Genomic DNA, 20,202 nt, shown 5'->3' with positions numbered 1-20,202 from the left:
AAACACATAATTTCGGCAATTCAACCGGAAACCGGCTTTTAACCATTTGTATTTCTAAGTTTTAAAGGTGTACCCCATGAACGCGAACACTCTGACTCCCTCTCCTTCGATCGATCCTGCTGTAGTTCCCGACTGGCTGCAAGAATGCCTGAATACTCGATCGCAGCCTGATGGGGGCGCTAACCCGAATTGTTCGACGGACGACAGCTTAATTTGTCGGGCCTTTGAATTTGCCCGCGACTTGCACGAAGGACAATACCGCAAGTCGGGAGAACCTTACATTTGCCATCCGGTAGCTGTCGCTGGAATACTCCGGTATATGGGCGGTAACAACGTCATGATTGCCGCCGGCTTCCTCCACGACATTGTTGAAGATACAGATATTACTCTCGAAGAAATAGAACAGCGGTTCGGCGCCGAAGTGCGACAGTTGGTTGAAGGTGTCACCAAGCTTTCTAAGTTTAATTTTTCCAGCAAAACAGAGCGCCTTGCGGAAAATTTCCGCCGAATGTTCCTAGCAATGGCTAAAGATATTCGCGTTATTGTCGTCAAACTCGCAGATCGGCTGCACAACATGAGGACTTTGGAGCATTTGTCCGAAGAAAAGCAGCGCAGTATTGCCCTAGAAACCCGAGATATTTTTGCTCCCCTAGCGAACCGTTTGGGTATTGGCCGCTTTAAGTGGGAATTGGAAGATTTAGCCTTTAAATACCTGGAACCTGAAGCTTACCGAGAAATTCAGGAATTGGTGGCCGAGAAGCGGGCCGATCGAGAAACTCAACTCGCAGAAGTCACAGATTGTTTGCGAGAAAGGCTTGACAATTTAGGCATTAAATGCTATGAAGTTAGCGGCCGTCCCAAACATTTGTACGGGATTTACTCGAAGATGCAGCGCCGCCAAAAAGGGTTTAAGCAAGTATACGATATTGCGGCGGTGCGGATCATAGTAGAAAGCAATGATGACTGTTATCGGGCTTTGGCGATCGTCCACGATTCTTTCCGCCCAATTCCCGGCCGCTTTAAAGATTATATCGGTTTACCAAAAGCCAACCGCTATCAATCTTTGCACACCGGAGTAATCGGAACCAGCGGCCGCCCCATCGAAGTGCAAATTCGCACCGTAGCAATGCACCACATTGCAGAATACGGCATTGCCGCCCACTGGAAATACAAAGAAACTGGCGGTTCTAACACAACAGTCACTGGCGACGACGAAAAATTTACTTGGCTGCGACAACTCCTAGAATGGCAAAGCGACCTGAAAGACGATCGCGAATATTTACAAAGCATTAAGGACAACTTATTCGACGAAGATATTTACGTTTTTACTCCTAACGGAGACGTGATTGCTCTCAATAGCGGATCAACTCCCGTAGATTTTGCTTACCGCATTCACACAGAAATTGGCAATCACTGCACCGGTGCGAGAGTCAACGGGCGAATGGTAACACTAGACAAGGTTTTAAAGAACGGCGATATTGTAGAAATCTTGACCCAAAAAAATGGTCATCCGAGTTCCGACTGGCTGAATTTTGTCAAGACAAACGGAGCCAAAAACCGAATTCGCCAGTGGTTGAAGCGATCGCACCGAGATGAAAATCTCGCTCGCGGGCGGGAATTGTTGGAAAAAGAATTAGGTAAAAACGGCTTAGAATCTTTGCTGAAATCTGAACCCATGCAATCGGTGGCTCAGCGCTGCAACTACCACAGCGTCGAAGATTTAATCGCCGGTTTGGGCTACGGCGAAGTCACCCTAAATCTCGTAGTAAATCGACTGCGAGATTTAGTAAAAGTGCAGCAAAAAATTGAATCTGCTCCCGCAGGAGGGCAGGAATTGCCCCAGCTAATACCTGCATCGACGGCACCGAAACCAGTACCGAGTTCGTCTCCGAGCAAATCGCCGATCGCAGGTGTAGAGGGATTGCTCTACCATTTATCCGGCTGTTGCTGTCCAATTCCTGGGGAATCAATTATTGGAGTGGTGACTCGTACTCGCGGAATTTCGATTCACCGGCAAGGATGTTCAAATGTTGAGAACGTGCCTGGGGATCGCTTGGTTCCTGTGAGTTGGAATTCCAGCAACCGCAATGAATCTCGACCCAACACTTATCCGGTTAACATTCAAATTGAAGCCCTCGATCGAGTGGGAGTTCTCAATGATGTTTTATCGCATTTGAAGGACAACCAAGTAAACGTCCGCAGCGCTCAAGTCAAAACCTATCCCGGATTGCCTGCATTAATTGACTTGTGCATGGATATCCAGGATAAACAACAGTTCGAGCGGACTTGTATGCAAATTAAAAAGATGAGCGATATTTTGAATTTGCGGAGGCTAAGTGAAGGGACTTAAGAAGAAAGCCTAAGTGTATTGTAGGGTGCGCGCCGCGCACCTTATGACTAGCTGAGGAGAGGTTAAGCCCCATGAAATTTAAAATGGTAAGGAAAGTTTTACTCAGCTTCGCGTGGTTCAACTACCAGCATAATTCCATCAATAATTTGACGAACTCGCTCGGCCGACAGTGTGCCAATTTTCTCACCTAACTGAGATTTATCGATCGTCAAAATCTGCGAGACGTTAACAACACTTTGTTCTGGTAAATCAGCTTCTCCGGCTTCTAACAGGACATTTCCTGGTGAATTAGCCCGTCGGAGATTTGAAGTAAGCACACAAACAACAACCGTATTAATGCGGGAACGATTGAATAAATTGTTCTGAATGATTACATGGGGATGGAGATAACCGGGTTCTGAACCAGAAGGCTCATCAAGTTCAACCCAAAAAATATCACCTTGATTTATTACCATTCGCCTTCCACCAGCCTGCGATGAGAGCGACTCATCTTGCGAAGCAAAACTTGTTCTTCTTCAGAGAGAGGTGCTTCGCAAGCAGCATTAATTTTTTCTAACAGTTGTTGATTTTCGCGGCGGCGGATAAATTCTTCAAGGGCTATTTCGATCAAAAAACTCTGCGAAATTTGCATTTCGCCAGCTAATGTTTCGGCTTGTTCAAATAAAGATGCTGGCAATGAGATAGCAGTTTTGACAGTTGTCATAGCTTTATACCTTCATTTATTTATACGAGTCTAACTAATAGTATAGCTAACCACAATACGGTTCAGCAAACAGGCAGAACAATGAAACCCTTTATTTCGCAGGAGCGACTGGCTTTGACACGCCCAACTTTTGCTGCAAAAACTCCTGCGCCACTTGTCCGGCTTCCTGCTGTTCCCCGTCAACTTGATAGTTGAGTTTCCGCATATCTTCCTCGGAGATTTTGCCGCCCAATTCTGCGATAACTTGACGCAATTCTGGGTATTGTGCCAAAATTTGCGATCGCACAACCGGAACTGCTTCGTAGGGTGGGAAATAGCCCTTGTCATCTTTGAGAACTACTAAACCTAAACTTTGAATCAAACCATCAGTCGTATTGCCAGCAATCACATCTACTTCTTTTTGTTGCAGCGCTTGGTAAAGCAATCCTAACACCAATTCCTTCGGTTGTTCTCGAAACTTAATCCCGTAAGTTTTAGCTAATCCGGGAAATCCATCTTCTCTCTCGTTAAATTCTGGGCCGAAACCAGCCCGGAGGTTAGGTGCAGCTTTCCCAAGTTGCGAGAGAGTTTGTAAATTAAGTTTTTTGGCATCGTCTCCCCGCACAATAATCGCAAAACTGTTATTAAATCCCAGCGGTTCCGTCCATTCTGCTTTAAACTGTTTGGGATATTCTTGTTTGAGGTAGTCGAGGACTTTTTTGGGGTCAGAAATCGGTTTTTGTTTGAGCAAGTTTGCGTAAGCAGTACCCGTGTATTCGACGTACAAATCGATTTTACCTGCTGTTAGGGATTGATGGCAAAGCGAACCTCCGAGATTCAGTTCTCGTTCTACTTTGATATCTGTTTTAGCTTCGATGTGCTGTGCTAAAATTTCTGCGAGGATGATTTGTTCGGTAAAGTCTTTCGAGCAGATGACAACTTGCTTTTGGGGCTTAGCTTGCTTTTCGGGCTTAGAGGTACATCCTGCTACTGCAAGCAAGCAAAGCAGCCAGCAGGAATAGAAAAAAAAATCGTTCTTAGATATTTTCATAAGCGAACTCATTTTTTAGTGACACAATTATCAGCTTCTAATTTATAGCATTTGTCAATCATTTGTAAAGGCAAAATTCGCAACTACTGCGAAGATTTTAGGATTCGCACCTCTGACATCTCGCAAGATACCTACTTCTTCTCTTCCTCTTCCTAATTCTTCCTTCGTGTTCTTCGCGTCTTCGCGGTTCAATCATCCTAATTTTTCCGGCCCGCAACGAGTAGATCTTTTTTACACCCGCACTTTACCCGACTTTCCTTTTACTGTTGTAACATTTATTTATAGACATGGAGGACAAAAAATGGTAATCAGCGTCAGCGATATTATCCAGCAGCAGCGGCAATTTTTTGCGACTGGGAAAACGAAAGATGTGGATTTTCGGATAGAACAACTGAAAAAACTTAAAAGTGCGATCGAACTTAATCAATCACGAATAGTCGATGCTGTCAAGGCAGACCTGGGTCGGCCGGAATTCGAGGCTTATCTTGAAATCGCATCGATTGCCGAAGTTAATTATGCCCTCAAAAACCTCAAATCATGGGTAAAGCCGAGAAAAGTGCCTGCTTCGATAGATCAATTCCCAGCATCGGCCCGCATTTACCCTGAACCTTTGGGCGTAGTGTTAATCATCGGGCCTTGGAATTACCCGTTTCAGTTAATGATATCACCTTTAGTCGGGGCGATCGCCGCCGGCAACTGTGCACTTCTCAAACCTTCGGAAATCGCCTCACACACCTCCGAAGTTATCGCCGACATGATATCCAAAACCTTCGATCCCGCCTACGTAGCCGCCGTCGAAGGAGGCGTGGAAATCAGCCAACAATTGCTAGCCGAAAAATTCGACCACATCTTCTTTACCGGAGGCACTAAAATCGGTCGAATTGTCATGGAAGCTGCCGCTAAACACCTGACACCTGTAACCTTGGAATTAGGCGGCAAAAGTCCTTGCATTGTAGACTCAGACATTCAGATTGAATACACCGCAAAACGCATTGCGTGGGGCAAATTCCTCAATGCCGGACAAACTTGCATCGCTCCAGATTACCTGTTAGTTGATAAAAAAGTTAAACCAGATTTGATGCAGGCAATTAAAACAGCAATTCACGAATTTTACGGCGACGACCCGCAGAAAAGTCCCGACTATTCCCGAATTATCAATCAGCCGCAATTGGAACGTTTGAGTGCGTTTATTAAAGACGGAGAAATTGTTGTCGGCGGGAAAGTTAAGCCGGAAGATAGATATATTGCACCGACAGTTATAGATAATGTTTCCTGGGATTCGCCTGTGATGCAGGATGAGATTTTTGGGCCGATTTTGCCAGTTTTGGAGTATGATGATTTCGGAGAGGCGATCGCCCAAATAAACGCCCGTCCCAAACCTTTAGCTTTGTATTTGTTCTCCAAAAATAAAGAGAAACAAGAGCGAGTTTTGAGGGAAACTTCTTCGGGGGGAGTTTGTCTCAACGACACGGTTATGCAAGTGGGGGTAAAAGATTTACCTTTTGGCGGAGTTGGCGACAGCGGCATCGGTAGCTATCACGCCAAAGCAAGTTTTGACACCTTTTCGCATCAAAAAAGCGTGCTGCAAAAGTCATTTTTACTTGACTTAAAATGGCGGTACGCTCCCTATAAAGGTAAGTTGGATTTGATTAAGAAAATTATCGGTTGATCGCACTTGGAGGGGCGGGTTCACCAACGTTTACAATCTCAGCAAGATAGCCAAATCAACCCGTCCCTTCCTGATATTATCGGTCAACCGATTCCACGGTGAACGATAATTTCCCGAAATTTTAAAGGATTGCTCATCTGTTTTATGAAGGCTTTCGATCGCAATTTCTGCCTTGTACCATTCTCAAGAATAGGCTTTCCGGCCTGTTCCACAAAGAGTGAATTTCTTGTGGGTAGTAGGGTTGGGCAGCCTACCCGCCCATAAAAAGCTTATTGAAAATGGTGCAAGATGTCAATCCTAAATGACAGTTGCCCATCCAAAACAATCCACATTAGAAATGTTTATAATATCTTTTAGCATCCGATCGCTAACAAGCAATTTATGGAATCTTTAGCAAAAGAACGCTGTGCTGCCTGCCGCCCAAACTCTCCCCGCCTCACAGCTTACGAAATTGTCCAGCTAAAACCTCAAATTCCCGACTGGAATTTGATCGAAAAAAATGGCATTCCCCAAATAGAACGCACCTACAAATTCCCGGATTTCAAAAGTGCGATCGCCTTTACAAACAGCGTTGGCGAAGCAGCAGAAACCGAAGGACATCACCCCGCACTGTTAACCGAGTGGGGGAAAGTTACCGTTACTTGGTGGACTCACGCGATTTCTGGACTGCATCGCAATGATTTTATTATGGCAGCGAAAACAGATGCGATCGCCAATCAATTCCCCAAATAAAATCCGACTTATAGCCCGATCGTAGTTTAAGAAAGCACCGCCCTGGGCACTGGTGAATGTTGATTGGCATTATTCAACAACTCCAGATTCAGTCGGTAGCCGACATTGCGTACAGTTTGAATCAGGCTCGGCTGTCGCGGGTCGATTTCGATTTTTTTACGCAGAGAGAGTACGTGAGTGTCGATCGTCCGGGGGTTATCAATCGCATCAGGCCAAGCCCGACGCAGCAAATCCGATCGCGACAGCGGCACTCCTCCAGCTTGAGCTAGCACGTACAGCAGGCTAAATTCCTGGGGAGTCAGCTCAATATGTTCGTCGTACAACCTGACTCGGCGCTGCACCAAATCAATTTTCAGCAGCCCGCACTCCAGCGTCGCCGGCGGTATCATCGTGCGGTTACGGCGCATCAAAGCTTCCACCCTGGCCATAAACTCTTGCATCCCAAAGGGTTTAGTCAGGTAATCGTCTGCCCCCGCCTTCAAACCTTCAACAATATCCGATTCCGAATTCCGCGCCGACAGCATCAAAATCAGTGACTGCTGCTGCTGTTGCAGCCAGTTGCAAAATTCCAAACCGTCCCCATCAGGCAATTGGGCATCCAGAATGACTAGGGTTGGCTGGCGGCTGAAAAATATTTCCCTAGCGTGACTGATATCCGCTGACTGGTGCACCCAGTGACCGACTTGCTGTAGATGCCAGCCCAAGAGCGATCGCAGGTGCGGATTCCCTTCAACAATTGAAATACTTGCAGATTCCACAGAGGCGAGCTTCCCATATCACTAATTGCTACAAGGTTAACAGAGCTTTTGTCAAGCTTTTGTAACCATCGCTACTCAAGCATGAGCTGCGTTTAAAGCAGCGGACACACCTAGGGTAGGAATTTTAAAGATTGGGTTAATTTGGCAGGGTCAGCCTGCAGAAAGGTTAAATCATTCTGGCGATGAGCTTACAATGAAAATAGGACAGTGTAAAGCCGATCGACCCCATGCCCCAACCGCCTGCCAAAAGCGATCCCCCCGACCCAGCCCCCACTCCCAGGAGGTTGACAAATCGCGCAAGTGAAACTAGAATTCCTCCAACCGTTCGCTCGGTAGCCGGAACACTCAGCCACTTTGACCGCCAAATTCAGCAACATCCCGACTCTATTAAACGCACAGCGAATTATCTAGGTGCGCGCAAAAAGTCGAGCAACTGCATTGCAACGAGTGAAATTTTTTATGGAGGGTAGCCTGTTGAGCAGGGTAAAAACTTTTATTTAGAAATAGCCTCAAGCTGAGCCACTCAGCATCAATCGGGGCCATTCCTAAATCCCGCCGTCATTATACAAACCACAAAGGATTTCAACCTCACACCATGCTACAAGACACCCAAACAATCCGGCACTACCAAAAACTCACCGACGCCCTCGTCGAAATGTGGAATAGAGGTTATCGCTTTGATGACCTGCGGCTTTACTTAGACGGCTATTTAGCAGCCCTGCGGCATTCCAACGGTCTGGAACCCTATCTGATTCACAGACTAGAGGAAGAAGCAGCGCGTTACATTCACGACCCCTCCAATTTTGTAATGCCACAGACACAGACACAGGCTGAATCAGACTACTATTAAATAGCAAATTCGGTTTGATAAACCCTTGATGAATTGGGAATTGGGAATTGGGAATTGGGAATTGGGAATTGGGAATTGGGAATTTTAACTGGTTCTCAGGCTCGGCCTGGGAACCGATGTCCAGAGGCTCTGCCTCGCTTTCGGAGCCTAAAAATTCGAGGTCTAGCCGACCGCAGTGCGTTCCCCGGCTCTGCCTGGACATAAGTAATTAAGTAAATTAACTTAATTCAACGTAAAACCCGATTGCTGTTATTTCCCCGACTTCTTTAAGAAGTCGGGGATATGTTTTTTCTGCCTAATTTAAGAAGCCAAAGCCACTTCTACAACTTCTTGCAACTCGCCCTTTTGATACATCTCGATCATAATATCCGAGCCGCCAATAAACTCGCCGTTGATATAAACTTGGGGAATTGTCGGCCATTGGGAATACTCTTTAACGCCTTGACGAATTTCCTGGTCTGCCAAAACATCAACAGTTTCGTAAGGCACTCCCAAAGTATTGAGAATTTGCACCACAGTATTAGAAAAACCACACTGGGGCATTAACTTATTGCCCTTCATAAACACCATGATTTTGTTTTGCTTAACCAACTCGTCAATTCTTTGATGTGCTGTTGTACTCATGGTAGGTCCTAATATTGTTTGAAAATTTTTAAACGTTGACTGACGCAGAAACCGAGTTTTTTACGAAAATCTTTCGTTACAGCCATAGATTCCGGTTCAAAAACCGGGTTTTTGTGCGTAAGTTGAGCAGTTGTATTTCAAGGAAGTATTGACACAAGCACAAACTTGTGATACTCACTTGCCGCTTAACAATTAAGCAACTTGACTTTTCGCTTCCCATTCTGCGGGAGTTAAGGTTTCCAAGCCCAAAGCGTGGATGGCTTCACTAGCCATTGCCTGTTTGAGAGCGCCGTAGACCAGTTGGTGCTGCTGTACTCGGCTTTTTCCTTCAAAAGCTGCTGAGACGACTCTCGCCTGGTAGTGGTCACCGCCACCGGTCAAATCCTCAACTTGTATTTTAGCGTCTGGCAACCCTGCCTTAATCATTTCTGCTACTTGAGACGGTGTAACCATTGGTTTCTCTGATAAACGGCTGTAATTTAGATTTTAGTGGAACTATTTTGTCGATGAGCTCGGTTGACTGCTGGCAGGCCGGGGAAAGGGCGAATCCACAAAACCCAATTCCAGTAACTGCTGGTAAGCTTTTTTGCCCAAGTCGCGAGTTGGCTGCTGCGATCGAATAATCTGAATCAGCAGGGGCACAGCCAGTTCGGGCTTATTTTGCGCCCGGTGTACCAACGCCAGCCGGTAGGTAGCTTCGTCACGCATTTGGGCCGTTTCTACAGCTTTGGTGCGGTGGCTTTCGGCCAAGCGGATGTCAATTCCGGCAAAACTGCTACCCAGTTGTTGGTAGAAGTTGGACAGTTGATTGAAAATTTGGCGAGATTCTTGGAGTTTTTGAGTAGCCAGTGCGTAATTCTGAGAGGAAATAGCACTGCTGGCTTCTGTCATCAAACGCTGGCCTCCTGGGACGCTCAGCAAGCTGCTGTCTTGCGTCAGAGGGCGAAGATTGTTAGGGTCTGTGGGGTCGTCGGCGGGCTCGACTTGCGGTTGGTTCTCTGGCCCAGAAGGTTGTTGTGCTTGGACTTGGAGCGGTTGCAACAGGGTAAAAGCTGCGATCGCCCCGATCGTAATCCGGGCAGTGGAGCGAAGCCAGCAAACAGTTCCAGAGTATACCATGAAATTACTTTGCGCCTGTGCGCCTTAAAAAAATATTTAGCTTGAGCCGATCTTACCATTGGCGATCGCAACCGGCTAAGTGTAAACCAAATTTGTTGAAATGTCAAAGGGTGGGATTTTAGATTTGGGATTTTAGATTTGGGATTTTAGATTTTGGATTGAAAAAGGAAATAGCGGGGGATTGGACAGATCCCGCCAATCTAGTCCTGGAGGCAGAAACCGGTTTTTTTTACCTAAATACTGCCTTTGAGGCTTTAAAAATGGTGGAAAACCCGGTTTCTTTGGTTTTGATGGGTAAGTCCCGATCCAATTCAACAATCGAACGAACCATGAATATCCCAATTGAAAAAACAGCTTACGGTCAACTACTGGCGAAATCGCAGCCTAAGCCCATCCTGAACGAAGAAGATAATGATCTTGCCCTCGCAGAAGTCGATTTTCTGATGTCTAAGGAAGAATTAACAGTAGAAGAAGAAACTTTACTGAGTCTCTGGGGGCTGTTGATTGAAGAATACGAATCAAAATATTACCCAGATCCAGAAGTGACTCCACGGGATGTTCTATTGCATTTCATCGAAGTTCGCGAACTCAAACAAGCCGATTTAGTGGGCGTGATTGGTTCCAAAGGAGTAGTCTCTGAGGTGGTTAATGGGAAACGGGCGATTAGCAAGGCGCAGGCTAAGGCGCTGGGAGAATTTTTTAATTTTAATCCTGGTGTGTTTATTTGACTGAGATGTTGCACCATTCTCGCTTAACAGGCAAGATGCCTGTTCCACAAGAAAATTTATCTTTTGTGGAACAGGCATCTTGCCTGTTCAGAAAAGGTTTATTGACAATGGTGCAAGATGTGAGTTTGAGGGATTTGCTGAATCATTGTTAATAAGCCTTTTACGGGCGGGCTAGAAGCCCAACCCCTACTCCCCACAAGAAGAAAATTCAGTTTTTGTGGAACAGGCCGAAAAGCCTGTTAAGCGAGAAGATAGTAAGACTGGATTAAAATTAAACAAAAGCATTTCTGATGGTACAACCAAGCAAACCGATCTCCGACACTCTCCAAAATTATCAAGGAATTGGAGTTCCAGAAGAAAGTCTGGCAGTGATTTTGCAGCGCGGCGGCGACGAATTGCTGCTGTCAAAAGCGGACGATCGCTTTACAGTCCGCCCCTCATCAACAGCATCAGCCTCAAACGATTGGGCTGCAACAACTGGGGCAAAACTCAACCGTCGCGTCGGCCAAAGCAATCTCGAAGAATATCTCGTTGCGCCCGATCGCCTAGAAGCAGCAATGCAAACGGCCCGCGCTAGCGATGCTGTAGCTTTTGCCAGCCACGTCTATTGCCCCGCGAACAATCCCAGTACATTCTTTTATTTAACCGACCAAATTACGATTCAATTTGGCGAACAAGTAGACGAACAATCGCGACAGGCGATCGCCAATGCAGCAGCTTTAAAAATAGTCCGGCCAGTAGAAGGAATTCCCAACACCTTCGTCGGCGAAGTCACCAAACAAGCAACAGAAAACCCGATCAAAATTGCCAACCGCCTGACAAGATATCCAGAAGTTCTGGTAGCGGAACCCAACATTTTAGTAGAGATGCAGCAGCATTACACGCCCCGCGATCCCCTTTATCCCAAACAGTGGTATCTAAACAACAAAGGCGGCAACGAACTTGTCGGCGGTGCTCAAATTTATGCAGAACCAGCTTGGAACATGACTCGCGGAGTTCGATCGATCGTAATTGCGATCGCCGACGATGCAGTTGACATCACCCACCCAGATTTTCAAGGCCAAGGCAAAATCGTCTCACCCATCGATTTAAAAGACGGCGACACTTCCCCCATGCCAGTCGCCGACTCAGACAACCACGGCACAAGTTGTGCAGGCGTCGCCGTTGCAGAAGAAAACGGCAAAGGCATTGTCGGCGTCGCCCCCGGCTGCGCCCTGATGCCCATCCGTACCAGTGGTTTTCTCGATGACAATTCTGTCGAAAAAATATTTAATTGGGCGATCGAAAAAGGTGCCGCCGTCATTTCTTGCAGTTGGGGGTCTTCAGCAGTTTACTATCCCCTTTCCCTGCGGCAGAGTGCCGTTATCACCAAAGCAGGAACCCAAGGGCGGGGCGGCAGAGGGTGCGTTATTCTGTTCGCTGCGGGCAATGCCAACCGCCCAGTCAACGGCACAATTAACGAGAAAGGCTGGCCCAACAACGTCGTGGAGGGTCAAACTAGATGGCTAAACGGATTTGCCGTTCACCCCGACGTAATTGCCGTCAGCGCTTCCACTTCCCTCAACAAAAAAGCAGCTTACAGCAATTGGGGCAGCAGCATCTCGGTTTGCGCCCCCAGCAACAACGCGCCGCCGGGAACTTGGTTGCCAGAAACCGGATATATCGGCACGCCGCCGCAGGTGACGCAGTATTTGCCCGGTTTGGGGGTGTTTACTGCCGATCGAGTGGGCGATCGGGGCTACGATTGGGGGGACTATACTGATACTTTTGGCGGTACTTCCAGCGCCACTCCAGTAGTCGCTGGGGTTGCAGGGTTGATACTTTCGGCTAACCCCCGTTTGACGGCGCGGGAAGTGCGGGGAATTCTCGAACAAACTGCTGAGAAAATTGTCGATCCCGATCCCGATCCCCAGTTAGGGAATCGCATGGGAAATTACGATCCTAACAGCGGCCGCAGCGATTGGTTTGGTTACGGGAAAGTGAATGCTTTTAAAGCTGTGCAAGCTGCGGTGAGAAAGGGTGGCGGCAATCCGAATATCGGGGGTACAGTGTTCAGTGATATTTCTGGACATTGGGCACAGAAGTTTATTGAAGCTTTGGCTGCGGCGAATATAATTAGCGGTTTTCCTGACGGTTCTTTTAGGCCTGATGACAGTTTAAACCGTGCTCAATATGCGGCGCTGTTGGTGAGTGCGTTTAGTCCGATTCCGAGGGTGCCGGCTACAAATTTTATTGATGTTTCTGCTACTTTTTGGGCGAGAAGTGCGATCGAACGGGCAAATCGGGGGGGGTTTTTGGCGGGGTTTCCGGGGTTGAAGTTCGGCCCGAATCAGAATTTAACTAAGGCTGATGCGATCGTGTCTTTGGTTAACGGTTTGGAACTTAAGGGCGGCAATCCTGATTCTTTGAAAGTTTACACCGATCGCTCTCAAATTCCTAATTATGCTTTGAGTGCGATCGCCACAGCAACTGCTTTGAAGATTGTGGTTAATTATCCTTCCCGCGATTGGCTTTCGCCGCTTCGGGACCTTACCCGCGCTGAGATTTCGGCTTTGATTTACCAGACATTGGTTGCAACTAATCGGGCAAAGGCGATCGATTCTCCTTACATTATCTAATGGCAATTGACTCGTAGTGAGGACTGAAGTCCTGATAATTTTATGATGACGTTAGTCCTCACTACAAACCTATTTTATTGTGGCCGCTTTTAAGCTCGAAAATCCCCCAAAGCTTTCAAGGCAAATTGTGGCAAAGCTAACATTCTGCGCCACCGCCAAGGTTCTTGATAAAGCCGATACAGCCATTCTAAATGATTGTCGCAAAACCAAGCCGGCGCGCGGTTTTTTGTTCCTGCCCAAATATCAAAGCTGCCGCCAACTCCCACCCAAATCGAATCAGGACAAAGGTGTCGGTGTTCGGCGATCCAAAATTCTTGGCGTGGCACTCCCAAGCCTACAAAAATCAGTTTGGGCTGCATTTGTTTGAGGCTTTCACGGAAGTCTTTTTCTTCATCTGCGGAAAGATAACCGTGTTGAGAAGCAATTGACAATCCGTTAACTTTTTGCTGCCAAGTTTTGGCCGCCGCAGCCGCCACTCCTGGGGAACCTCCAAAGAAAAATAGTGGTTCCGAATCAGCCAATTTTCCGCTTTGTTGCAGCAGCGATTCTGCTAATTCAATCCCCGGATAGCGCTGTGCCGGTTTGCCACGCAGCCGCAAGTACAGCACCACTCCCGAACCGTCGGGAATCACCAGTTCCGCTTTGCGGATTACATCTGCTAAGGCCTGATTTTGCTCGGCTTGCATTGCCATTTCAGCATTCAAAGTCACCACGTGACTTCCTAATCCTTGATGCAGGCGCTCCATTAGCCAACCTGCATAATCATCTAATATGTGAACTGGTAGTCCCAGCACTGAAAATTGCGGGCGCGATCGATCCATATTTTTTTCTTTGAGATTCCTACACACATAGTTATTTAAATTAGCTGAGATTGGCGATCGATGCTAGACCACTTTTGGACGTAAAAAACCCGGTTTGTGCCACCAAGAGTCTGTTAAGTCATCATTCCGTGGCCCAGAAACCGGGTTTTGTGTACGCGGCGCGCCCGTCCATTAGAGTTAGGCTGCAAAGTGCGATCGAGCATTAGTGTTCGATTTTTTTGACAGAGCCGTCTGCGTACCATTCCATCGGTACTAGCTCAATTTTACCATTGATTTTCACTGTAGAGTAGACAACTTTTACGAAAGGAACGCTGTTGTTATTGTGGTTGTGAGTAGACATGGCAATTACCTTTTTGTGTTTGGATAACTTGAGAAATGATCTAATCTCTGATATATTTAAAAGTCTATTCACCCCAATTCGGCTCGCATCAGGAAAAACAAGGAAAACGAAATGGCGATCGCAAAAACCCAGCGGCAAACCAGGTTAGATTATTACTACCAGCAAATCAAAAACATCATCCTCAAGCGCCAAAATCCAATTACTGGTTTGCTGCCGGCGAGTACCGCCGTTAACGCCCACGGCGACTACACCGATGCTTGGGTGCGCGACAACGTGTACAGCATTCTCGCGGTTTGGGGTTTGGGTTTAGCTTACCGCAAAATTGATGGCGATCAGGGCAGGACATTTGAACTAGAACACAGCACAGTCAAACTGATGCGCGGCTTGCTGTTTGCGATGATGCAGCAATCGAGCAAAGTAGAACGTTTTAAAAATACTCAGTCGCCGCTAGATGCCCTGCACGCTAAATACAATACTCAAACTGGAGGTATTGTTGTCGGTGATGACAAGTGGGGACATTTACAGTTAGACGCTACATCTATATTCTTATTAATTCTTGCTCAAATGACGGCTTCCGGGCTGCACGTAATTTTTACAATAGATGAAGTCAATTTCGTGCAAAATTTAGTTTACTACATCGGTAGAGCCTACCGCACGCCGGATTACGGAATTTGGGAAAGAGGCCATAAAATTAATCGCGGTAATGCAGAATTGAACGCCAGTTCAGTTGGCATGGCCAAAGCAGCGCTGGAAGCAATAAATGGGTTAGATTTGTTCGGTATTCAAGGTTCTCAAGCGTCAGTTATTCACGTTTTACCAGACGAAATTGCCAGAAGTCGCATAACTTTGGAATCGCTTTTGCCTCGCGAATCTAGTTCAAAAGAAGTAGATGCCGCTTTATTAAGCGTGATTAGTTTTCCGGCTTTTGCTGTGGAAGATCGAGAATTAATAGAACGGACTCGAAATAAGATTATTGACAAATTGCAAGGAAAATACGGCTGCAAGCGGTTTCTGCGGGACGGACACCAAACAGTTTTGGAAGATGCCGATCGCCTGCACTACGAACCCACAGAATTAAGGCAGTTCGAGCACATTGAATGCGAGTGGCCCCTATTTTTCACTTATTTATTCTTGGACGGCCTATTTGAGGGAAATCAAGCCCAAGTGCAGGAGTACCAGCAGCGTTTGGAATCTCTAGCAGTCGATCGCTCTGGTGTGCCACTACTACCAGAATTGTACTACGTCCCCGCCGAAAATATAGAAGCAGAAAAGCTGAATCCCAGCAGCCAGCAGCGCTTACCCAATGAAAATATTCCCCTCGTTTGGGCGCAAAGTCTATATTTTCTCGGTCAATTGCTAAATGAAGAATTAATCGCAGTGGGCGATATCGACCCGCTGGGAAGGCATCTGTCAGTGGGCCAACACAGAGAACCTTTAGTGCAAATTGCACTGTTAGCTGAAGACGAAGATTTGCAAGCAGAATTAGCTGCTAACGGCATTGCCGCGCAAACCCCAAAACAGGTAGAACCAATTCAAGTCCGCCAGACTAAAGAATTATCAGCTATTTACACGCAAATTGGACGCAACGACCAATTAGGCTTAACCGGCCGCCCCGTGCGCCGTCTGCGGAGTTTAACAACTTCTCGGGTGTTTAAAATTCGCGAAGAGGCGATCGTATTTCTCCCCTCATTTTTGAACAGACAAGAGTTTTACTTAACTTTAGATTACCATTTTTTAGTAGCTCAAATCAAGAGCGAAATAGCTCACATTCACCGCCACTGGTATCAGTTGGGACGCCCTACGGTAACGCTGATGCTGACTCACACGATGCTGGAAACCGGGCGGGAAGCGTTGTTAGAATTAATGAAGGAATTCCGGGATGGACACTGTAACAACACGCCCGTTAAACTCGGAAATCTTAAGCAGTTAATGCTGACCGCTGGCACCGAAAGAATTGATTTCATGCACGATTTTGAATTTACCGAATCTCCGGTGACAGGTGCAGTAGAAACGCGCAGCTATCTAACTTACAATCCTGAAAAAACTTGGCCTTTGGGTCACACGCAAGAATTTAAATTAGAGTGCGAAACTAATACTCAATTCTTGCTAAGTAGCCTGCGCGATTCAGAAAACTTGTACGAACAAATTGAGTTGCTGCACACGTTAGTTCGCCTCAAAGGATTAAATTTTGATACGGGATTTGGTGGGGCGGAAGAAACAGTTAAAGTTGTGGATTTACTCAACGAAGTTTATATAAAAGCTGGAGAAAGTTCCCAATCAAAAATCCAATGGGCAGTCATCCGTCATGCCGCAGGTTTGCTGGACAAAGTTGATATCAGTTTGTCCGATGCGGTGACAGACATTTTGGTGCGGCAAAAACAGATTGCTGTGGGGAAAGCCTACAGCGAAGATTCGATAATTTCGCGACCGGGTTCTTATACGGAAGTGATGGACAAAATTCGCCAATTCTGTGGAGAAGACATTCGCGATCGAGTTCTAACTCAAGAAGTTCTCATCTACCTTGGCCTGCTAATTAAAGCCGAACCGCAGTTATTTAAAGGCCTGCTGACGCTAAGAGTTAGCTACTTTATTTTGCTGCTGACTAGCGAGTTTGCCCGCGAATTAGGAGTTACGCAAAATGAAGCTTACGAACATTTAATGCAGCTAAGTCCCTTTGAAATCAAAAATCGCCTGCGCCAAGTGTTGACAGAATACGAGGAAATGAATCAAATCCTCAAACAGCAAGAATCCCTGCGCGTCAAACAGCCGGAAAAAGATATTGAATGGGTAGTCGCGCCAGTTTCTGAAGAACCAACAATGCCTGGGGGAGGATGGCGCCGGAAACGGCAAATGGAAGGTACAGTCAATCGCGTACCGAAGGATTTTTATCCGAGTGTTTGGGGACTGCTGCGGCACTGCAAAGGCTTGATAATTGGCGACAAATTAGAGCGGCGCAATCGGTTAGATAGCCATATCATTTTATCGGAAATGACGCCTGGGGAAAAGAATTTTGCGCTACAAATCGAGCATTTGCTGAATAAAATTGTCGCGCCGGAATACCGACAAGTCAATATTGAGGCGCTGATGGAGTTGGCTGCGATCGCCCAGCGCAACCCAGAATTGCAAGTAGAAGAATACATCGTTTTAGATGTATTAGTCGGTCACGCAGTGCGCCTGAATTGGCAAGGAAAACACCCGGAAAGAGCGGGTAAATACGACGAAGATAAAGCGGCGGCTTGGCAAGCTTTTTACAATACTTCGCCTTACGTTTGTGCGAGTCACGTACTCGATGCTTTCCGATTCTTGACGAAGTTTGGATAGATTGAGGGCGGGTGGTTAATACAAGTGTCGATCGACCTTTTTGTAGTAAAGACTTCAGTTTTTTCTTTGCCAACTCATCAGCAAGAGCTAAAGTCCTAACTACAAAGTTATTACATTTTTGCAACAAGTAAAGTAAACTGAATATTGGCAGTAAAATAATGTCAGCTATTAGCTCAATTACACGCGCCATCATCAAAGCATACTTAGAAGTTTTCATCGAAAACCTTGTCAATGAATACAGAGGACGGCTAATACCGAAACTTGATATTCCAGCAGCATATTTATCAGGCCAATCCTCTACAGAGCAATCCGAACTATTACAAACTGCGATCGTGCCGTCAGAGTTGCTACGGATTAACGAGTTTGAAAGAGGTTTCAGCAGCCGTTTGGGCACAACTTATGAAGAATGTGCAAAACTCATTGCTTTGGAACATCACCAAGAAGCAAGCAGAAGCTATGAAATTTCTGGCGAAGTTAGCATAGAGGCTATCCATGAAATTGAGCGTCAGCTAGCGCTATTTGAGCAGTCAGCAGACAAAAATGAAAATAAACCTGCTTTTGAAGAAATGATAGAAGCTGTTCTTGAGGCTCAAAAAACTAACCATTTAGTTACGCGATCGGTCAAAGCAGATTTGTACGTGCTATCTCATGACGGGAGCCAATTTTTCTTTGAAATTAAAGGGTCAAAACCCAACAAAGGACAATGTTTGGAGGTAATTCAACGACTGCTGAGATTTCATTTACTTTGCGGACAGTCTCGCCCCGCTGCTCAATGTTATTATGCTATGGCTTACAATCCTTACGGGCCAAATCGTTCAGATTATAAATGGTCAGTGGCAAGGAAGTATACGCCCTTTGAACAAGCTGTAATTATGGGAGATGAGTTTTGGAATATTATAGGGGGAGAGACTGCCTACGAAGAACTTTTGGATATATATCAAGAAGTCGGGCGGGAGAAGGGTAAGTATATGCTTGATGCTCTGGCTTTTGGATTTTAGTAAAGTACAATTTTCATTACACCAATATCTAAGCTTGAGGCTTAAACGTGTGATTAACAACAAACCGATAACTATTAGCCTCTTTGCTGGAGCCTACGGTTTAGATTTAGGTCTAGAAAAAGCAGGATTTCAGACAGTAACTTTAGTAGAAATTGAACCTGATGCTACCAAAACAATCTCTCTAAATCGTCCTCATTTATCCTTATCTGCTGTACCGAGAGATATTTGCCAAGTCAGCGCCCAAACTCTATTACAAGAAGGCGGACACATCTTAGGTTTAGATAGACCTCTACGCGCTGAAGAAGTAGATTTAGTGACTGGTGGCCCCCCGTGCCAACCCTTCAGCACAGCGGGAAAACGGGGGTCGGTTGGCGATCCGCGCGGCAGCTTATTTATGGATTTCATACGCATTGTTGACGAAATCAAACCGCGCTTTTTTATCATGGAAAATGTTAAGGGATTGCTGTCAGCTCCGCTTCGACATCGACCTCACGATCGCAGAGGTTTAGATTTCCCGCCATTAGAACCAGATGAGATGCCCGGTGCAGCTTTACAAGTGATTTTGGCTGAGATGAAACGAATTGGTTATGAAGTTGTGTATGATTTGCTCAATACGGCTGATTACGGCGTTCCTCAAGTTAGAGAAAGAGTAATCTTTATTGGTTATAAAGGTAATGATTCAGTTACTTTGCCGCTCCCAAGTTACAGTCAGAAAGGTACTGGTAAAAAACCCAAATGGCTGACGCTAAGAGAAGGATTAAAAGATTTAGTAGATTCTCAACCAGAATTTGTCCCTTACTCAGAAAGTCGCGTCAAGTATTTGCGCCTGTTAACAGCAGGTCAAAACTGGAGGGATTTACCCAGGGAATTACAGCAAGAAGCAATGGGAGGAGCTTATAAATCAGAAGGCGGTAAAGTTGGTTTTTATCGACGCTTAGCGTGGGAGAAACCGTCGCCTACTGTCACCACGAGTCCTCATCAAAAGGCTACAGATATGTGTCATCCCGATGAATTGCGTCCTTTGAGTGTAAGGGAGTGCGCCAGAATTCAGACGTTTCCAGATGATTGGGTTTTTTATGGATCGACTGCTTCTAAATATCGGCAAATTGGGAATGCAGTTCCGGTATTATTGGGAGAGGCGATCGGTCAATACCTTTGTCAGGTAATTAAGGGCGAGCGAGTCCAAGGACGAGAAATCATTCAACAGCTTTCTCTCTTTAATTAACTAATATTTCAAACAGAGTTTAGGAGAAATAAAAGTGTCAGAGCAACTTCATGAATTATTAGCATTTGTTTTAGAAAAAGAAGTAGGACTGCCGGCCAGAAAGTCTCAATCTTTAGCCGGTCACTTTGCGGAGTTAGAAGAATTTATTAACTTAGAAGCAGAAACACTTAGAAACGGCATCAGCAGCATATCGGGCAAAAGAGCGCTGAGATTTACTCCCGATGAGATTGAACGCATTTTAAGTAGGTAGGCGGGAAAAAACCAATCTATGTAACAAAATATTAAGTTACCTAATTGGAGTTAAACTTAAGACGTT

21 protein-coding genes are annotated in these 20,202 nt (G+C 46.0%); 11 read left to right on the top strand and 10 right to left on the bottom strand.

What is annotated here, in order from left to right; genetic code table 11:
* Positions 1 to 76: 76 nt before the first annotated feature.
* Positions 77 to 2,350: a bifunctional (p)ppGpp synthetase/guanosine-3',5'-bis(diphosphate) 3'-pyrophosphohydrolase gene (locus QUA83_RS21825; RefSeq protein ID WP_333295765.1), complete on the top strand. Its 2,274-nt coding sequence runs from the start codon at positions 77 to 79 to the stop codon at positions 2,348 to 2,350.
* 98 nt (positions 2,351 to 2,448) lie between these two features.
* On the opposite strand, the gene QUA83_RS21820 is transcribed toward QUA83_RS21825, so the two are convergent.
* The 4 genes from QUA83_RS21820 to QUA83_RS21805 form a co-directional block, all read right to left on the bottom strand.
* Entirely contained in the window at positions 2,449 to 2,805 is a 357-nt protein-coding gene (locus tag QUA83_RS21820; RefSeq protein WP_333295763.1) for a type II toxin-antitoxin system PemK/MazF family toxin, read from the bottom strand.
* Positions 2,799 to 3,053, bottom strand: coding sequence for a hypothetical protein (locus tag QUA83_RS21815; protein ID WP_190657718.1), 255 nt, complete (start codon positions 3,051 to 3,053; stop codon positions 2,799 to 2,801). Before QUA83_RS21815 ends, QUA83_RS21820 begins: the two co-directional genes overlap by 7 nt.
* 91 nt (positions 3,054 to 3,144) lie before the next feature.
* A complete protein-coding gene (locus QUA83_RS21810) occupies positions 3,145 to 4,083 on the bottom strand; it encodes a glycine betaine ABC transporter substrate-binding protein (protein ID WP_333295762.1) in 939 nt (312 codons plus the stop codon).
* A 54-nt stretch (positions 4,084 to 4,137) separates the two neighbouring features.
* The gene (locus QUA83_RS21805) at positions 4,138 to 4,275 is read right to left on the bottom strand and encodes a hypothetical protein (protein ID WP_333295761.1); all 138 of its coding nucleotides are present in this window, start codon (positions 4,273 to 4,275) and stop codon (positions 4,138 to 4,140) included.
* Between the two features lie 109 nt (positions 4,276 to 4,384).
* Between QUA83_RS21805 and QUA83_RS21800 the strand changes: the two genes are divergently transcribed.
* Entirely contained in the window at positions 4,385 to 5,752 is a 1,368-nt protein-coding gene (locus QUA83_RS21800) for an aldehyde dehydrogenase (RefSeq protein ID WP_333295760.1), read from the top strand.
* 381 nt (positions 5,753 to 6,133) lie between these two features.
* Entirely contained in the window at positions 6,134 to 6,484 is a 351-nt protein-coding gene (locus QUA83_RS21795; RefSeq protein ID WP_333295758.1) for a 4a-hydroxytetrahydrobiopterin dehydratase, read from the top strand.
* A gap of 26 nt (positions 6,485 to 6,510) precedes the next feature.
* On the opposite strand, the gene QUA83_RS21790 is transcribed toward QUA83_RS21795, so the two are convergent.
* Positions 6,511 to 7,242: a response regulator transcription factor gene (locus QUA83_RS21790; RefSeq protein ID WP_333295757.1), complete on the bottom strand. Its 732-nt coding sequence runs from the start codon at positions 7,240 to 7,242 to the stop codon at positions 6,511 to 6,513.
* A 227-nt stretch (positions 7,243 to 7,469) separates the two neighbouring features.
* Here QUA83_RS21790 and QUA83_RS21785 point away from each other — a divergent pair, with 227 nt between their 5' ends.
* Positions 7,470 to 7,712 (top strand): hypothetical protein, encoded by a 243-nt coding sequence (locus tag QUA83_RS21785; protein ID WP_333042763.1) that lies wholly within the window; start codon positions 7,470 to 7,472, stop codon positions 7,710 to 7,712.
* Between the two features lie 125 nt (positions 7,713 to 7,837).
* Positions 7,838 to 8,092 carry a DUF6761 family protein gene (locus QUA83_RS21780; RefSeq protein WP_333080667.1) on the top strand — a complete coding sequence of 85 codons (255 nt, stop codon included), beginning with the start codon at positions 7,838 to 7,840 and terminating at the stop codon, positions 8,090 to 8,092.
* A 300-nt stretch (positions 8,093 to 8,392) separates the two neighbouring features.
* On the opposite strand, the gene grxD is transcribed toward QUA83_RS21780, so the two are convergent.
* From grxD to QUA83_RS21765, 3 genes are all read right to left on the bottom strand, one after another.
* On the bottom strand, positions 8,393 to 8,716 hold the full coding sequence (grxD, locus tag QUA83_RS21775) for a Grx4 family monothiol glutaredoxin (RefSeq protein WP_006634036.1): 324 nt from the start codon (positions 8,714 to 8,716) through the stop codon (positions 8,393 to 8,395).
* A gap of 192 nt (positions 8,717 to 8,908) precedes the next feature.
* Positions 8,909 to 9,169, bottom strand: a complete 261-nt coding sequence (locus QUA83_RS21770; protein ID WP_333068825.1) for a BolA family transcriptional regulator — start codon at positions 9,167 to 9,169, stop codon at positions 8,909 to 8,911.
* A 42-nt stretch (positions 9,170 to 9,211) separates the two neighbouring features.
* Positions 9,212 to 9,835, bottom strand: coding sequence for a hypothetical protein (locus tag QUA83_RS21765; protein ID WP_333283797.1), 624 nt, complete (start codon positions 9,833 to 9,835; stop codon positions 9,212 to 9,214).
* A gap of 329 nt (positions 9,836 to 10,164) precedes the next feature.
* On the opposite strand from QUA83_RS21765, the gene QUA83_RS21760 reads away from it, so the two are divergent.
* Together QUA83_RS21760 and QUA83_RS21755 are read left to right on the top strand one after the other, a co-directional pair.
* On the top strand, positions 10,165 to 10,563 hold the full coding sequence (locus QUA83_RS21760; protein WP_333295756.1) for a transcriptional regulator: 399 nt from the start codon (positions 10,165 to 10,167) through the stop codon (positions 10,561 to 10,563).
* 290 nt (positions 10,564 to 10,853) lie between these two features.
* Complete coding sequence (locus QUA83_RS21755; RefSeq protein ID WP_333295755.1) at positions 10,854 to 13,181, top strand: S8 family serine peptidase; 2,328 nt, start codon at positions 10,854 to 10,856, stop codon at positions 13,179 to 13,181.
* An 89-nt stretch (positions 13,182 to 13,270) separates the two neighbouring features.
* On the opposite strand, the gene QUA83_RS21750 is transcribed toward QUA83_RS21755, so the two are convergent.
* On the bottom strand, positions 13,271 to 14,002 hold the full coding sequence (locus QUA83_RS21750) for a WecB/TagA/CpsF family glycosyltransferase (protein WP_333295753.1): 732 nt from the start codon (positions 14,000 to 14,002) through the stop codon (positions 13,271 to 13,273).
* A gap of 202 nt (positions 14,003 to 14,204) precedes the next feature.
* Positions 14,205 to 14,342, bottom strand: a complete 138-nt coding sequence (locus tag QUA83_RS21745) for a hypothetical protein (protein ID WP_015178876.1) — start codon at positions 14,340 to 14,342, stop codon at positions 14,205 to 14,207.
* A 111-nt stretch (positions 14,343 to 14,453) separates the two neighbouring features.
* Between QUA83_RS21745 and QUA83_RS21740 the strand changes: the two genes are divergently transcribed.
* From QUA83_RS21740 to QUA83_RS21725, 4 genes are all read left to right on the top strand, one after another.
* Positions 14,454 to 17,663 carry a glycoside hydrolase family 15 protein gene (locus tag QUA83_RS21740; RefSeq protein WP_333295751.1) on the top strand — a complete coding sequence of 1,070 codons (3,210 nt, stop codon included), beginning with the start codon at positions 14,454 to 14,456 and terminating at the stop codon, positions 17,661 to 17,663.
* 158 nt (positions 17,664 to 17,821) lie between these two features.
* A complete protein-coding gene (locus QUA83_RS21735) occupies positions 17,822 to 18,661 on the top strand; it encodes a TdeIII family type II restriction endonuclease (RefSeq protein ID WP_333295748.1) in 840 nt (279 codons plus the stop codon).
* Positions 18,662 to 18,710: 49 nt separating this feature from the next.
* Positions 18,711 to 19,886 carry a DNA cytosine methyltransferase gene (locus tag QUA83_RS21730; protein WP_333295747.1) on the top strand — a complete coding sequence of 392 codons (1,176 nt, stop codon included), beginning with the start codon at positions 18,711 to 18,713 and terminating at the stop codon, positions 19,884 to 19,886.
* A gap of 34 nt (positions 19,887 to 19,920) precedes the next feature.
* Positions 19,921 to 20,136, top strand: coding sequence for a hypothetical protein (locus tag QUA83_RS21725; RefSeq protein ID WP_333295745.1), 216 nt, complete (start codon positions 19,921 to 19,923; stop codon positions 20,134 to 20,136).
* The last annotated feature ends 66 nt before the right edge of the window (positions 20,137 to 20,202 follow it).

Origin of the sequence: Microcoleus sp. K1-B1 (assembly GCF_036704705.1) — a bacterium.
Lineage (GTDB): Bacteria > Cyanobacteriota > Cyanobacteriia > Cyanobacteriales > Microcoleaceae > Microcoleus.
Note: the sequence above shows the minus strand (reverse complement) of the source record. Positions and strands in the feature narration are given on the sequence as shown.

Coding starts and splice junctions, on each gene's coding strand:
- QUA83_RS21800 (WP_333295760.1), top strand. CDS start 4,385: ATGGTAATCAGCGTCAGCGATATTATCCAGCAGCAGCGGCAATTTTTT.
- grxD (WP_006634036.1), bottom strand. CDS start 8,716: ATGAGTACAACAGCACATCAAAGAATTGACGAGTTGGTTAAGCAAAAC.
- QUA83_RS21770 (WP_333068825.1), bottom strand. CDS start 9,169: ATGGTTACACCGTCTCAAGTAGCAGAAATGATTAAGGCAGGGTTGCCA.
- QUA83_RS21735 (WP_333295748.1), top strand. CDS start 17,822: ATGTCAGCTATTAGCTCAATTACACGCGCCATCATCAAAGCATACTTA.
- QUA83_RS21760 (WP_333295756.1), top strand. CDS start 10,165: ATGAATATCCCAATTGAAAAAACAGCTTACGGTCAACTACTGGCGAAA.
- QUA83_RS21780 (WP_333080667.1), top strand. CDS start 7,838: ATGCTACAAGACACCCAAACAATCCGGCACTACCAAAAACTCACCGAC.
- QUA83_RS21815 (WP_190657718.1), bottom strand. CDS start 3,053: ATGACAACTGTCAAAACTGCTATCTCATTGCCAGCATCTTTATTTGAA.
- QUA83_RS21785 (WP_333042763.1), top strand. CDS start 7,470: ATGCCCCAACCGCCTGCCAAAAGCGATCCCCCCGACCCAGCCCCCACT.
- QUA83_RS21765 (WP_333283797.1), bottom strand. CDS start 9,835: ATGGTATACTCTGGAACTGTTTGCTGGCTTCGCTCCACTGCCCGGATT.
- QUA83_RS21795 (WP_333295758.1), top strand. CDS start 6,134: ATGGAATCTTTAGCAAAAGAACGCTGTGCTGCCTGCCGCCCAAACTCT.
- QUA83_RS21740 (WP_333295751.1), top strand. CDS start 14,454: ATGGCGATCGCAAAAACCCAGCGGCAAACCAGGTTAGATTATTACTAC.
- QUA83_RS21810 (WP_333295762.1), bottom strand. CDS start 4,083: ATGAAAATATCTAAGAACGATTTTTTTTTCTATTCCTGCTGGCTGCTT.
- QUA83_RS21750 (WP_333295753.1), bottom strand. CDS start 14,002: ATGGATCGATCGCGCCCGCAATTTTCAGTGCTGGGACTACCAGTTCAC.
- QUA83_RS21820 (WP_333295763.1), bottom strand. CDS start 2,805: ATGGTAATAAATCAAGGTGATATTTTTTGGGTTGAACTTGATGAGCCT.
- QUA83_RS21825 (WP_333295765.1), top strand. CDS start 77: ATGAACGCGAACACTCTGACTCCCTCTCCTTCGATCGATCCTGCTGTA.
- QUA83_RS21755 (WP_333295755.1), top strand. CDS start 10,854: ATGGTACAACCAAGCAAACCGATCTCCGACACTCTCCAAAATTATCAA.
- QUA83_RS21745 (WP_015178876.1), bottom strand. CDS start 14,342: ATGTCTACTCACAACCACAATAACAACAGCGTTCCTTTCGTAAAAGTT.